The sequence below is a fragment of the Caulobacter sp. genome (assembly GCF_049283275.1).
GTDB lineage: Bacteria > Pseudomonadota > Alphaproteobacteria > Caulobacterales > Caulobacteraceae > Caulobacter.
Window position 1 is genome coordinate 1 of the sequence record NZ_JBAPVS010000194.1, and the last position, 13,406, is coordinate 13,406.

The following is a 13,406-nucleotide window of genomic DNA, read 5'->3' on the forward strand; positions in this document are numbered from 1 at the left end:
GTCCCCAATGCAAGGGCCGTACGTGGGAAGGGGACACGCCGCGAGGGCATGTCCCCGACAGCATCTACGCCCTGCCCCGCTTGAGCACGCCCTTCAGCTCCGCCGGCGTCACCCCGCCGAACAGGAAGACCAGCGGCGGATACAGCGCCCCGCCGACCAGCACGGTCAGCAGCAGGGCGAACTCCTTGGCGCCGATCACGTGGCCCGTCAGCCCCATGGCCTCCAGCGGCGCCTCGATCAGCGGCCGCCAGTGCGAGGCCGCCGCCAGGGCCGCGCCCATGGCCACGCTGGCCGCCAGGATCCGCGCCACCCGCGACCAGGTGGCCAGGGACGGGCTGTAGTGGTTCTTGCGTGACAGGCCCCAGGCCATCTGGCCGACATTGATCCACGACGAGAGGGCGGTGGCGGCGGCGATGCCCTTCACCCCGACCAGGTAGAACAGCACGATGCCCAGGCCGATGTTCAGCGCCACCGAGATCAGGGCGAAGCGCATCGGGCTCTTGGTGTCGCCGCGCGCGAAGAAGGCCCGCGAATAGAGCTGCTGCAGCACGAAGGCGGGCGTGCCCAGGCCGTAGAAGAACAGGGCCGAGGCCGTCTGGCTCGCGTCGAAACTGGTGAACTGACCCCGGGTGTAGAGCGCGTCCGACAGGAAGCCCGGCATGGCGACCAGGGCCGCGGCGGCCGGAATGGTCAGGGCCATGGCCAGGGTGATGGCCTGATCCATGGCGGTCTGGGCGTCGTCGCCGTCGCCGGTGTTCACCGCCCGCGACAGACGCGGCAGCAAGGCCACGCCGATCGCCACGCCCACCAGGCCCAGCGGCAGTTGGTACAGGCGGTCGGCGGTGGCCAGCCAGGTGCGGCCGCCGGGCACGTGGCTGGCCAGGGCGCCGGAGATGAAGATGTTGACCTGGGTGGCGCTGGCCGCCAGGGCGCCCGGGATGGCCCGACCGATCAGCTCGCGGACTTCCGGCGTCAGGCGCGGCAGCCGCCAATGGACCTTGGCCCCGGACTTGTTGACGCCCCAGACCAGCAGGGCCGCCTGGGCCACGCCGGCCACGATCACCCCGACCGACCCCCAGGTGGCGGCCGAGACGGCGGTGGTCTGCGGCAGGATGAAGATCAGGGTGGCGATGTTCAGCAGGATCGGCGCGCCGGCCGACAGCACGAAGCGGTCGCGGGCGTTCAGCACGCCCGACAGGTGGGCGACGATGGCCATGCACGGCAGGTAGGGCATGGTGATCTGGGTCAGCAGCACCGCCAGCTTGTATTTCTCGGTGCCCCAGCCGAAGCCGGGGCTGATCAGCATCATCAGCCAGGGCATGGCCAGCTGGCAGATCACGGTGATGATGATGGTCGAGGCCGCCAGGGTGGCCATGGCGTCACCGGCCAGGATGTCGGCCTTCTCCTCGCCGTCACGCTGCAGCGACTTGGCGTAGGCCGGCACGAAGGCGGCGGCGAAGGCCCCCTCGGCGAAGAACCGCCGGAACAGGTTCGGGAAGGCCAGGGCCGCGTTATAGGCGTCGGCGGCCGGGGTGGCGCTGGCCCCCATCCGATACGAGACCGCCAGGTCGCGGGCGAACCCCATGAACCGGCTGACCAGGGTCAGGCCGGAATAGATCATCGACGACTTGAGGAGCCCGCCGGCCTTCTTGGGCTGGTCGGACGCTTGGGCGGGCTTTTCGGGGGGCGCGATGTCGGTCACGCATGGCTTCTGCGGGCTGGGCGAGGGGCCGTCAAGCGAGGGCTTGGGGATTTCCGGAGGGTTTTCAGCGCACCGACCGCCTGCCCCCCGCGGGTCGCCTCGCGGCCGCCTTCCCCCATGGGAAAATCACGCGATCCGTTAAATCCCGACCATGCCGGCGACAGGTCCATAGGGCGTTGCGCAGTAACAGGGCGTTCGAACATAGGCATAGCCGGGAAGCCAGCACCAGAATTGCGGCGTGAAACACCTGTTGCCTACAGGGGGCTGAGCAACGGTGTCGCTGGCGGCGGCCGCCACAGCCAGCAGGACTGCCAACCTGATCGCGATCTTCAGTCTGCTCATGGTTTATCTCCAGGGATTGCGCCCAGTCCGCCACCATATGGCGATCCCAGCAAATCTTGATGTCCACGGTTCATCGAGTATTTATTGCTGCTAATAACTTCCATATACTCGGACAACTTCTTCTTAAAACAAGGACTTTGTGGTCCGTCGTATTCTCCTAAGCCAATACAACTACGACGTGCCATTAAATTTGCGGTTTCCGTTTGATCGGCGAAAACCTTTACTGCACTTTGAAGTGCGGTGTTCTTTTCCGCTTCAACTCTCATAAGCTTCGCTTGAGCAACAGATTCAGCGTTCTCTCCCACCAAAAATCCCATGACGATCACCAGCAGCACGACGACCATCGACAGGACCAATGAGATTCTTTGGTTGCGCTTAAGCCGCTGCACCAACGTGTTTTCCCGAGCGAGATTACGCGCGCTCGCTTCCATGAACCGACCGACCTTGGCCCAATGAGATCGGTCCGCGCTCGACTCCTGAGCCCCTTGAGGGGCATGGCGGGCGACCCATCCAGGACGAGCCTGGATCTCCCGATACCAAGGCAGGCGTTGCTCTGTCGCGGCCGCGCCCAACACGCTCGTCCCATCACGCGCGAAGACTTCGGCCTGCAGGGCCAAGGCCCGCCAAATCATGCCGTCCTGAAATTCGCGGTAGACCAATCCGCGGGGCCGACCGGTTTCATCGAACTGGTTGTCGGTGATGCGGTCCCATTGGCGCAAAAGCGCTTCATGGCTGACACTGACGATCGAACTCTCGTCGAGCTCTTCTGGAATGAAGGGCATGACCAGGCTGAAGGTGGGGTCGCGAAAAACGTCCAGAATGGACCTTACGGTCGCGATGTCGGCGCCGCTTTCGTAGGCCAGCTGCTCCAGGCTGACGGATCTTCGAATGATCCTGCCGTCGGAATCCAGATCGCTCAGCGATCGGAAGATGCAATCCGCCGCCGCGCACAGATCCGGGTCTTCCTTCGTCGCCAGCGCATAGGCTTCGTTGGCGTGCTTGGACAAGGCGCCTTCGACGCCTCCGGCGGCCTCCAGGGCGGCCAGATCTATAAGCTTGCGCCCCTCGACGGTCTTGGCCACCTGCCAAGACCGCATCAGCGCGTGCTGCAGGATGGGCAGACCGTCGACCTCGCGTCCGATCGTCGGCAACAGGCGATCGGCAACGGCCTCATCGACGATCGGCCCGCCCCTCCGCCCCGGCTCATGAATCGCGCGCAGCAGTCCAAGGTTGGAGAGCTTGGGCAAAAGATACTGGCATCGGTTGACCGCCTCGGCGAAGCCGTCCCAGACCGCGCAATGCCCCAGATAGTCCGACCGCATGGTCAGGATCACGGAAAGCGATCGCTTGCCCAGAGCCGTTCCCTCCGGCGCCGGCTCGCCCAGACTGATGAGGAATTCAATGACGCGACGCACCTCCGCCCCATAGGCCGTACGATGCACGGCGAAGATCTCCTCGAACTGGTCGATGATGATGCAGAGCGTGGCCCCGGCCGCCGATACGACGGCGGAAATGTCACCTCGCCAGTCTGGGCTGGCGCTCAGAAGCCGGGCCCAGGACTGCGCCTCGGGCTCCGCGGAGTCGCCGGTTTTCGGGAACTCCCTCTCCAGTTTTCGGGCCAGCGCCCGCAGGGGCCCATCGGCGTCTCCCGGTCGAATGATGATGACCTTGCCGACCGCTGAATTGGCCAACGCATCAAGACGAAACACCGGCACCACGCCCGCGCGGACCACCGATGATTTGCCGCATCCGGAACTGCCGTGCACGACGACCAGCTGCTGCTGCTCCAGCAGACCCAGAATGGCCGCGGTCTCGCGCTCACGCCCGAAGAAGCCGCGCGCTTCGCGTTCGAAAAAGGGGCGCAGGCCGGGAAAGGGCTGATCGAGCATCGACCCTTCAGCGCCGCCAGGCTTCGGAAGACTGTTAGCCAACATCGCTAGGCTCCGAGCGCGGCCTTTAAGGCTGGCAGCCAATCCCCCTGCAGGCGCACGCGGGGCAAATCGAACGCTTCACTTTCAGGAGGCGGCTCGTCGACCTCGTCGAGGAGAGCCCAGGGCACTGTCTGCTCGTTTTCCTGAAAGAGAGTCCGAAGATGCAGATACGCGCTCTTGATGCGGTCGCCGATTTCATCCTCCGATCGGCTTCGGAGCAAGACAAGCCCCTCGCAGCCGGCGAAGGTCTTGCCGTTGGCGGCCGCGGTCGCAGGAATGGGATCGCGCGCCGGCAGAACGATGCTCGGCGCCTCCTTCAATCGCCGGCCGCACTCCGCCCACCGCTCACGATCTTTCGCCTCGGCCTCGAAGAACAAAAGCGGCCGGGTGGGGCGTTGCTGTGAGAGCCGATAGGTCGCCTTCGCCTCCAGCCTCTTGCGGATGGAGACCAACTTGTCGCCGATTTCGATCGCCGCCTTCTCCACCGGTTCGGCCAAGCCATCCAAGGAGCTGTTCAACACGAACTTGGCCATATCGATCGGCTGGCCGCTGGCGTCGCAAAAGTCCCTGTAGCTGAGCGGCGCGCCGTCCAGGCCCTTCAATCGCGAGGGCCATTTGCCGGCTTGAACCTCCTGCATCCTCAATATGCAGACGTGATCCGCGGGCCCGGCGCCGTTCGCGGCCAACTGATCGAAAAACCAGTTCACCTCTTGCTGGCAATATTTCGAGTCGTAATAGTCACTTACCATCGCGACAAATATCGCCGATTTTTGACTGGCCGTCTGAAGCTCCAGAGCAATATCTTGTCCGGACTTATTTTGATCTCTATCGAGATAGGATCGGAATGTTACGCCAGTCCCATTAAAGCGTTGCTTCAGAAGAGTGGATATCGTGTCGGCGATCTTTCGACACCAATCGCGAAAGTGGGGATCTTCGGTCTTGGCGGCCCACGCATAGCTGAAGAATACGTCATATACGAAGGGTTCTCCCAGCGACGACATGGTTCTCTCTCCCGCTCTCGCGTCCAAGGCAGCCTTGACTAGTTTCCTTTGGCGCAGCTCAGCGCCGCCACGTAAGAGTTTCCGGCCGCCACGCCTCGCTCCACACAGATACGCTTACGCTCGTCGGACAGCTTTCCCCAATGCCCCGCCAATTCGCTCTTGGCGGCGCGCTCGATCGCTTCACACGTCGCGCGATCCGACACGACCGCACACGAGGTCGGGATGTCAAAAGCAGGCTGGGACACTTCACCATGCGCTGCGGGCGTCGTCGCCAATAGTCCAGCGCCGAGCGCAATGGCGCGCGATACCGCGCGTGACCGGCGCCGCAACAGACAGTCACCACCCAAGGTATTGCCCTCCCATGGACGCCCGGATAGCGTGCTCGATTTGAAGCGGTGAGTCAAACTCAGCGCATGGGACGCTCAAGCCAGATCAAACGTAGGAACACTGCTTCCGCTTTTTTGGAAATAGGGCGCACATATGTGGCGCTTTTGAGCTTTGAACGGAAAACCATTCTAAAAGGACAGAATACGACGGCAGAAGCCCGCCTTGTTGAAATCAAACACTATTTATCTACAGAAGTAATTCACTTGTGAAGACGCATTTTTGGATCAACGAATCGCCATTATTACTTTTACGCACGATGCGCGTGAATTGAAAATTACACACATACCTCTCGTCGGTTAGAGGAAATCAAAATGGTCGATAGTGTAAAACACCTTGACTACATCCAGGCCGCGATCGCGCGGATGGCAAGCAATGCGTTCACCATCAAGGGCTGGAGCATCACCATAACCACTGCAGTAATCGGTGTGGCCAGCAAGAGCGGTGATGAGGCCTTCGCCATGGTCGGCGCTTTGCCGGTCATGCTCTTCTGGGGCCTCGACGCCTATTATCTGTCGCTCGAACGACGCTTTAGACAGCTGTTTTCCCTCGTCGCCGAGCGGATCGCCAATGACGAGCGGGCCGTCTTCAACATGTCGCCAGGTCCCGTAGGGCCGCGCGAACTTGTCTCCGCTGTTGTCCGGCCGACCCAGTTGCTCGTGCATGGGCCGCTGCTGCTGGCGGTTTTCGGCGTCGCCCTGGTCGGAGCGCTCCGTCCGTGACCTACCGGGCCACGCTGGCCCGCGCCCGCTTCAGGCCCGGACGGGTGTTCGGCGCCCCGGCCTCGTTCTGCTCCAGCGCCGCCAGCAGGTCGGCCTTCAACGCCGTGACCTTCTTGGCGTCGGCCACCTTCCCGCCCTCCGAGGTCTGGACGTAGAAGGCGTCGACCGCCCGCTCGCCGTAGCCGTCGATGTGGGCCGACTGGATGGACAGGCCGTTGTCGGCCAGGGTGCGGGCCAGGGCCTGCAACAGACCCGGGCGGTCGCGGCCAGAGGCCTCGACCACCGTGGCCTCGTTGGAGGCCTCGTTGTCGACCACCACCGTGGGGGCGATCGAGAAGGCGGCGGCGCGCGACTGCTCCGCGCCCCGCCGAGGCTCGAGGGCGATCGGCTCGCCGCGGCCGGCGGCCTCCAGGGCGTCGGCCAGGCGCCGCAGGGCGCGCGGGTTCTCGCAGCCCAAGGCCGCGCCGGTCACGTCCTGCACATGGAACACGTCCAGGGCCTGGCCCTGGCGCGAGGTGAAGACCCGGGCCCCGACCACATTTCCACCCAAGGCGGAGATGGCAAGAGCGAGATCCGCGAACAGGCCGCGACGGTCCTTGGCGGCGACGACGATCTCGGCGGCGTTGGCGCCGACCGGCACCCGACCCTCGGCGGCGGCCCCGCCCTGGATCGCCGCGCGACGGGCGAGTTCCGCGTGGGCCTTCAGGTCGTCCTGCGAGAAGGCTCCGAAATAGGCCGCCTCCATGGCCTGGGCCCAGCCCTTGGCGGCGGGATCGGCCTCGACCAGGGCCTCGCGGGCGGCCTCGGCGGCGGCCTCCTGGTGGCGCTGGACGTTGGCGGCGGCGTCGCTGCCGCGCCCGCCCCGGAACACAGCCTCGGTGGCGTTGTAGAGCTCGCGCAGCAGCTGACCCTTCCAGCCGTTCCAGACGCCCGGACCCACGGCCCGGATGTCGGCGACGGTGATCACCAGCAGCAGGCGCAGGCGCTCGGGATTCTCGACGATGCGGGCGAAGGCCGCGACCGTGCTGGGATCGGCAACGTCGCGCTTCTGGGCGAAGTCGCTCATCACCAGGTGGTTCTCGACCAGCCAGGCGACCAGCTCGACCTTCAAGCGGTCGACGCCCAGGCGCTCGCAGGCGCTCCGGGCCGACCGGGCCCCGGCCTTTTCCTGGCCGCCCACCCCGCCCTTGCCGGTGTCGTGCAGCAGCATGGCCAGGAACAGGGCCTCGCGGTCCTCGATCAGCGGCATGATGGAGACAGCCAGCGGGTGGTCGTCGACCAGGCGCCCGGCGGCCATGTCGCCGATCAGGCCCACGGCCCGCAGGGTGTGCTCGTCCACCGTGTAGGAGTGGTACATGTTGAACTGCATCTGGGCGACGATGCGGCCAAATTCCGGAATGAACCGCCCCAGCACGCCGGCGTCGTTCATCAGGGTCAGGGTGCGGTAGGACCGCTTGCCCCGGGCCAGCAGGTCGAGGAACGCCTTGGTCGCCTGCGGGTCGCGGCGGACCTTGGAGGTGATCAGATGCAGGTTGCGGGTCACCGCCGTGAAGGCGTCGGGGTGCAGGTCCAGGTCGCGCTCGTCGGCGGTCTTGAACAGGCGGATCAGATTGACCGGATCGCGTTCGAACACCACCGGGCCGTCGATGTTGAGCCGGCCGCCGTCCTCGTAGAAGCCGGCCACGTCCAGGGCCTTGCGCTTGGGCCGGCCGCCGCCGGGCAGGAAGCGGGAGATGCCCTTGGGCTCGTGCTTGAAGTGCTCGGCCTCCAGCTTGGCCGAGAAGGCGCGGGTCAGGGCCCCGACTTCCTTGGCCACCAGGAAGTAACGGCGCATGAAGCGCTCGACCGCCGGGGCGTCGCCGCGGTCGCCATAGCCCATGCGACGGGCGATCTCGGGCTGCAGATCGAAGGTCAGGCGTTCTTCGGGCCGGCCGGTGGTGAAGTGCAGGTGAGCGCGCACGGCATGCAGGAAGTCGAAGGCGCGGATGAAGCCCTTGGCCTCGCGGCGGTCGAACACCTCCAGCTTGAACACGTCCTCGGGACGGTCGACCGGGTGCAGATATTCGGCGATCCACATCAGGGTGTGCAGGTCGCGCAGGCCGCCCTTGCCCTCCTTGACGTTGGGCTCGACCATGTAGCGGCTGGCCCCGGCGCGGGCCTGGCGGTCGTCGCGCTCCTTGAGCTTGGCGGCGACGAAGGCCGCGCCGGTGCCCTTCATGACGTCGTCGCGGAACCGCTTCTTCAGCTCCTCGCCCAGGCGCTCGTCGCCGGTCAGACGGCGGGCCTCCAGGATCGAGGTGCGGATCGTGTAGTCCTCCCTGGACAGCCGCACGCATTCCTCGATGGTCCGTGAGGCGTGGCCGACCTTGAAGCCCAGGTCCCACAGCGCATACAGCATGAACTCGATCACGCTTTCGGCGTGCGGCGTCTGCTTGTAGGGCCGCAGGAACAGCAGATCGATGTCGGAGAACGGCGCCAAAGTGCGCCGGCCGTACCCGCCGACGGCCAGCAGGCACAGGCGCTCGCCCTCGGTGGGGTTGCGGGCCCGGAACACGTGGACGGTGGTGAAATCGTAGAGCGCGGTGATCACCTCGTCGGTGACCCCGCTGAGCAGGGCGGCCGTCTCCAGGCCGCCGGCCCCGTTCTCCAGCCGCTCCTTGGCGATCATCCGACCGCGAAACAGCGCCTGTTTCAGAATCTCGATGGCGCGGGCCCGTTGGCCGGCCTCATCGCCGATCAGATCCAGGGCGGCGGCCGACAGCCGAGCGCGCAAGGCGTGACCGTCGACGACATGTTCCAGGGGCGTTGGGCGAAGGCGACGGGTCATGACGGCTATATGGTGTTCCAAAGCATGTGCGCCGAACACGACAATCGTCCGGCGACCCGCGCCTGCTGTATACGATCTCAGGTCTTGAGCAGAGCTTTAAGGCGATACAGCGCCTCCAGCGCCTCGCGGGGGCTCATGCCGTCCACATCCAGCGCGTCCAACGCCGCGTCGGTGCGGCTGGGCGCCGCCGCAACAGGCGCCGAGAGGGGCGCGGAGGCGGCGAACAACGGCAGTTCGTCCAGCTTGGCCGGCGACTCGGTCTTGCTCTCCAGACGGTCCAGCACCTCCTTGGCGCGGGCCACCACCTGGGGCGGAACGCCGGCCAGCTTGGCCACCTGCACGCCGTAGGAGCGGTCGGCCGGGCCCGCGGCGGCCTCGTGCAGGAAGACCAGGTCCCCGTTCCACTCCTTGGCGCGCAGCGAGAGGTTGGAGACATGGGCCAGCCGCGTCTCCAGGGTGGCCAGCTCATGATAGTGGGTGGCGAACAGGGCGCGGCAGCGATTGACGTCGTGCAGGGCCTCGGCGCAGGCCCAGGCGATGGCCAGGCCGTCGTAGGTGGCCGTGCCCCGGCCGATCTCGTCCAGGATCACCAGGCTGCGCGGACTGGCCTGGGTCAGGATGGCGGCGGTCTCGACCATCTCCATCATGAAGGTCGAGCGGCCCCGGGCCAGGTCGTCGCCGGCCCCGACGCGGCTGAACAGGCGATCGACGACACCGAGGCGAAGACTCTTGGCCGGCACGTAGCAGCCCGACTGGGCCAGGATCGCCAGCAGGGCGTTCTGGCGCAGGAAGGTCGACTTGCCGGCCATGTTCGGGCCGGTGACGATCGACAGCCGCGGCCCGGCCTCGCCGGCCGCGTCCAGGCGGCAGTCATTGGGGGTGTAGGGGTCGCCGGACCGCTTGACCGCGGCCTCGACCACAGGATGGCGGGCGGCGCGGGCGTCGAAGGCCAGGGACTTGTCGACGGTGGGCCGCACGGCTCCGGCGTCCTCGGCCCATTCGGCCAGGGCGGCGGCGACGTCGAGACGGGCCAGGGCCTCGGCGGCGACCTGGATCGGCTCGGCCAGCAGGCGGGCGACCTCGCGCCAGGTTTCGAAGGCGGCGATCTCCATGGCCAGCACGCGCTCGGCGGCCTGGGCGATGCGGGCGTCCAGATCGGCCAGCTCCACGGTGGTGAAGCGAACCTGGTTGGCCAGGGTCTGGCGATGGATGAAGGTGGCGTTCAGGGGCGGCTGGAACAGCGGATCGGCCTTGCCCGCCGTGGCCTCGACGAAATAGCCGAGCACGCCGTTGTGGCGGATCTTCAGCGGCACGCCGCTTTCGGCCGCCAGCCGGGTTTCCAGACCGACGATCACCCGGCGACTGTCGTCGCGCAGGCCGCGAGCCTCGTCCAGCTCCTCGCGGACCCCGGCGGCCACGAAGCCGCCGTCGCGGGCCAGGGCCGGCAGGTCCGGGCCCAGACCGGTCTCCAGGGCCTCCAGGAAGCCGGCCAGGGTCTCGTGGCGTGACGGCGTCAGGGCGTGGAAGGCCTGCTCCAGCTCGGTCGGCGGCGAGCGCAGGGCGTCGCCCGAACCGGCGATCATCGCCGCCAGGTCCTGGCCGGTCTTCAAGGTGTCGCGAATGCAGCCCAGGTCGCGCGGACCGCCACGGCCCAGCGCCAACCGCGCCAGGGCGCGGGCCATGTCGCCCGAACCCTTCAGCACCTCGCGCAACCGCTGACGCAGCTGGCGGTGGTCGACGAACCACTCCACCGCGTCCAGGCGGGCGTCGATGGCGTGGGGGTCCAGCAGGGGGCGGGCTAGGCGCGAGGCCAGCATGCGCGCGCCGCCGGCCGTGACGGTGCGGTCGATGACCGCCAGCAGCGAGCCGTTTCGATCACCGCCTTGGGTGCGGTCAATCTCCAGGCTGGAGCGGGTGGCCGGGTCGATGGCCATCACGTCGGCCTCGGCGGCGCGGCGCGGGGCGCGCAGGGCCGGCAGCTTGCCGGCCTGGGTCATCTCCAGGTGGGCGGCGATCAGGCCCAGGGCGCCGATCTCGGCCGGCGACAGCCCGCCGAACCCGTCCAGGGTGTCGACGCCGTAAAGCCGCTTGACCCGGGTCTCCGAGGCTTGGGGTTCGGACAGGGCCGAGGGCATGGGCTGGATCAGCCCGCCGCAGATCTTCAGGGTCTGGGACAGCTGATCGTCCGACAGCAGGCGGTCGGCGACCAGGGTCTCGGACGGGGCCAGGGCCGCCAGGATCGCCGCCACGGCGTCCTTGGCCACCAGGAAGCACTCGACCTCGCCGGTGGACAGCTCCACGGCCGCCACGGCCGCCTGACCGGCCCGGATGGCCACGGCGGCCAGGCGGTTGGCGCCGCGGGCGTCCAGCAGGCCGTCCTCGGTCAAGGTGCCGGGGGTGACGACGCGGACGATGTCGCGGCGGACCACCGATTTCGAGCCACGCTTCTTGGCCTCGGCCGGGTCTTCCATCTGCTCGCAGACGGCGACCTTGAAGCCCAGGCGGATCAGCTTGGACAGATAGGCCTCGGCCGCGTGCTGCGGCACGCCGGCCATGGGGATCGGCTGGCCGTTGTGCGTGCCCCGGAAGGTCTGGCTGATGCCCAGGGCGGCCGCGGCCTTGTAGGCGTCGTCGAAGAACAGCTCGTAGAAGTCACCCATCCGAAAGAAGATCAGGGCGTCGGGCTGGCGCGCCTTCATCTCGAAGAACTGCTGCATCACCGGCGTCGCGCCGGTGGCGTCATAGGTCTGGACAGTGGGGGAGGCGGGGGCGTTCATCCGGCCGGAAACTACAGTGCGTCGGGCGCAGCGTTAAGCGAAAGCGACATTGCCACGACGCCAAAGAGCCGGTTAGTTCGGCCCGGGCCTGATCGGGGGATGGAATGGCGGCGCAGACCTCGCAGACGGCGGACACGTCCCCCGCGCCGGCCCCGCGCTACCGACCCGACTGGCTGCGCAAGCCGTCCGGCGAGGACATGGCCTGGGCCTATCCCAAGCGCGCGGAGCGCGAGGAAGTCGGCGGCAAGGCCGTGCTCCATTGCCTGGTGGCGCCCGACGGCGGGCTGACACATTGCCAGGTGGCCAGCGAAGCGCCGGCCGACTACGGCTTCGGCGCCGCCGCCCTGGCCCTGGCGCCGCAATTCCAGATGACGCGGCCGCCGAGCGACATCAAGGCGCCGTCGGAGATCACGATCCCGATCACCTTCCTGACGCCGCCGCGACCCTCGACGCCCTCGCCGGTGGCCGTGGCGCTTTCGCGAGGAGGACATTGGCTGGCTGACCACACCAAGGCGCGGTCCGGTCCGCTGCTGGGGATCGCCGGCGGCGTGATCCTGGTCGTTCTGGCGGGCGTCGCCCTTCGCCGCTGGTCGCGGCGGGCCGACGGCAAGGACCTTTCCGGTCCCAACAGCGAACGCCGCTAGGGCGCGCCGTAAGGAACAGGCCGCGCGAGAGTGATCCCGCGCGGCCGCCCTGGATCAAACCGTCTTGTGTTTCTCGAGCATCTTCACGATCGAGGCCTTGCTGGCCTTGGGCGCCTTCGGCGTCCGGATGTGGCACCAGGGATAGTAGAACCCGCACGGGTCGGGGTCGCTGATCACGCAGTTGGCGATGTAGTCCTCGACGCAGGCCTGCCATTCCGGCGTGGTGCGGGCCCAGTAGGGGTCGCAGAAGACCCAGGCTTCGGCGCGGCAGCGGTCAGGCTGGGCCTGGACCGGCGTGACGGTCGCGGCGCTGAGCAACGCACCGCTCGCGAAAACGACGCCGAGGAATTTCAGTCCGACAGAACGCATTTTCATGAACAACCCCTTTGGACACGCGCACGTTGCGCGAATACACGTCCACGTAGAATCAACGGGTCGTCAATCTGAAATTGCGCAGCTGCGAAAGCCACACGTTTTCCGGGTCAACCGACGGCGGAAACGCCTAGTTGCCCGTCACTTCTTCCCAAAAGCGCTTGGCCTTGCCGACGAAGTTGGCGGACTTGGGGTTCTGTTTCTCGCTGCACAGCCCGGCCAGCTCCTCCAGGAGCTCCTTTTGCCGTGCGGAGAGGTGGGTCGGGGTCTCCACGAACAGCTCGACCACCAGGTCGCCGCGCTGGCGGCTGCGCAGGGACGGCATGCCGCGGCCCTTCAGGCGAACGGTCTTGCCCGTCTGCGCGCCTTCCGGGACCTTGACGGTCTGGCGGTTGGAGCCGTCGCAATTCTCGCCGCCCAGCAGGCAGGGGGCTTCGATCTCGCCGCCCAGGGCGGCCACGGTCATCGGCACCGGCACGGTGCACAGCAGGTCCAGGCCGTCGCGCTCGAACAGCTCGTGCGGGATCACCGACAGGAAGAGATAGAGGTCGCCGCGCGGCCCGCCACGGGCGCCGGCGTCGCCTTCGCCGGCCAGGCGGATGCGGGCGCCGTCGTCGACCCCGGCCGGGATGCGCACCGACAGAACGCGCTCCTTGCGCACCTGGCCGTGGCCATGACAGGTCTCGCAGGGGTCGAGCACCAGC

10 protein-coding genes are annotated in these 13,406 nt (G+C 67.1%); 2 read left to right on the forward strand and 8 right to left on the reverse strand.

The features are described 5' to 3' along the window. Positions 1–64: 64 nt before the first annotated feature. The 4 genes from murJ to WAL33_RS10610 all read right to left on the reverse strand — a co-directional run bounded on the left by murJ (position 65) and on the right by WAL33_RS10610 (position 4,976). Entirely contained in the window at positions 65–1,702 is a 1,638-nt protein-coding gene (gene murJ, locus WAL33_RS10595) for a murein biosynthesis integral membrane protein MurJ (RefSeq protein ID WP_422181161.1), read from the reverse strand. Positions 1,703–1,840: 138 nt separating this feature from the next. Next, positions 1,841–2,044: a hypothetical protein gene (locus WAL33_RS10600; protein WP_422181163.1), complete on the reverse strand. Its 204-nt coding sequence runs from the start codon at positions 2,042–2,044 to the stop codon at positions 1,841–1,843. Next, a complete protein-coding gene (locus WAL33_RS10605; RefSeq protein WP_422181165.1) occupies positions 2,041–3,933 on the reverse strand; it encodes an ATP-binding protein in 1,893 nt (630 codons plus the stop codon). The genes WAL33_RS10600 and WAL33_RS10605 overlap by 4 nt, the downstream gene beginning before the upstream one ends. A 47-nt stretch (positions 3,934–3,980) precedes the next feature. After that, on the reverse strand, positions 3,981–4,976 hold the full coding sequence (locus tag WAL33_RS10610) for a toll/interleukin-1 receptor domain-containing protein (protein WP_422181167.1): 996 nt from the start codon (positions 4,974–4,976) through the stop codon (positions 3,981–3,983). 698 nt (positions 4,977–5,674) lie between these two features. Between WAL33_RS10610 and WAL33_RS10615 the strand changes: the two genes are divergently transcribed. Continuing rightward, a complete protein-coding gene (locus WAL33_RS10615) occupies positions 5,675–6,082 on the forward strand; it encodes a hypothetical protein (RefSeq protein WP_422181169.1) in 408 nt (135 codons plus the stop codon). 1 nt (position 6,083) lies between these two features. Here WAL33_RS10615 and WAL33_RS10620 read toward each other — a convergent pair whose 3' ends face one another. After that, positions 6,084–8,909 (reverse strand): [protein-PII] uridylyltransferase, encoded by a 2,826-nt coding sequence (locus WAL33_RS10620; RefSeq protein WP_422181171.1) that lies wholly within the window; start codon positions 8,907–8,909, stop codon positions 6,084–6,086. Between the two features lie 77 nt (positions 8,910–8,986). Beyond that, a complete protein-coding gene (mutS, locus tag WAL33_RS10625) occupies positions 8,987–11,686 on the reverse strand; it encodes a DNA mismatch repair protein MutS (RefSeq protein WP_422181173.1) in 2,700 nt (899 codons plus the stop codon). A 104-nt stretch (positions 11,687–11,790) separates the two neighbouring features. On the opposite strand from mutS, the gene WAL33_RS10630 reads away from it, so the two are divergent. Next, on the forward strand, positions 11,791–12,330 hold the full coding sequence (locus WAL33_RS10630) for a TonB family protein (protein ID WP_422181176.1): 540 nt from the start codon (positions 11,791–11,793) through the stop codon (positions 12,328–12,330). A gap of 54 nt (positions 12,331–12,384) precedes the next feature. Here the strand turns inward: WAL33_RS10630 and WAL33_RS10635 are convergent, their stop codons facing one another. Then, a complete protein-coding gene (locus WAL33_RS10635) occupies positions 12,385–12,705 on the reverse strand; it encodes a hypothetical protein (protein WP_422181178.1) in 321 nt (106 codons plus the stop codon). A 127-nt stretch (positions 12,706–12,832) separates the two neighbouring features. After that, positions 12,833–13,406 (reverse strand): DnaJ C-terminal domain-containing protein (locus tag WAL33_RS10640; RefSeq protein WP_422181180.1); only part of this gene is annotated, 574 nt, incomplete at its 5' end.

Bases quoted from the DNA above. Each gene is read 5' to 3' on its own strand.
- WAL33_RS10610 (WP_422181167.1), bottom strand. From the start codon at position 4,976: ATGTCGTCGCTGGGAGAACCCTTCGTATATGACGTATTCTTCAGCTAT.
- WAL33_RS10600 (WP_422181163.1), bottom strand. From the start codon at position 2,044: ATGAGCAGACTGAAGATCGCGATCAGGTTGGCAGTCCTGCTGGCTGTG.
- WAL33_RS10615 (WP_422181169.1), top strand. From the start codon at position 5,675: ATGGTCGATAGTGTAAAACACCTTGACTACATCCAGGCCGCGATCGCG.
- WAL33_RS10635 (WP_422181178.1), bottom strand. From the start codon at position 12,705: ATGAAAATGCGTTCTGTCGGACTGAAATTCCTCGGCGTCGTTTTCGCG.
- WAL33_RS10630 (WP_422181176.1), top strand. From the start codon at position 11,791: ATGGCGGCGCAGACCTCGCAGACGGCGGACACGTCCCCCGCGCCGGCC.
- mutS (WP_422181173.1), bottom strand. From the start codon at position 11,686: ATGAACGCCCCCGCCTCCCCCACTGTCCAGACCTATGACGCCACCGGC.
- WAL33_RS10620 (WP_422181171.1), bottom strand. From the start codon at position 8,909: ATGACCCGTCGCCTTCGCCCAACGCCCCTGGAACATGTCGTCGACGGT.
- WAL33_RS10605 (WP_422181165.1), bottom strand. From the start codon at position 3,933: ATGCTCGATCAGCCCTTTCCCGGCCTGCGCCCCTTTTTCGAACGCGAA.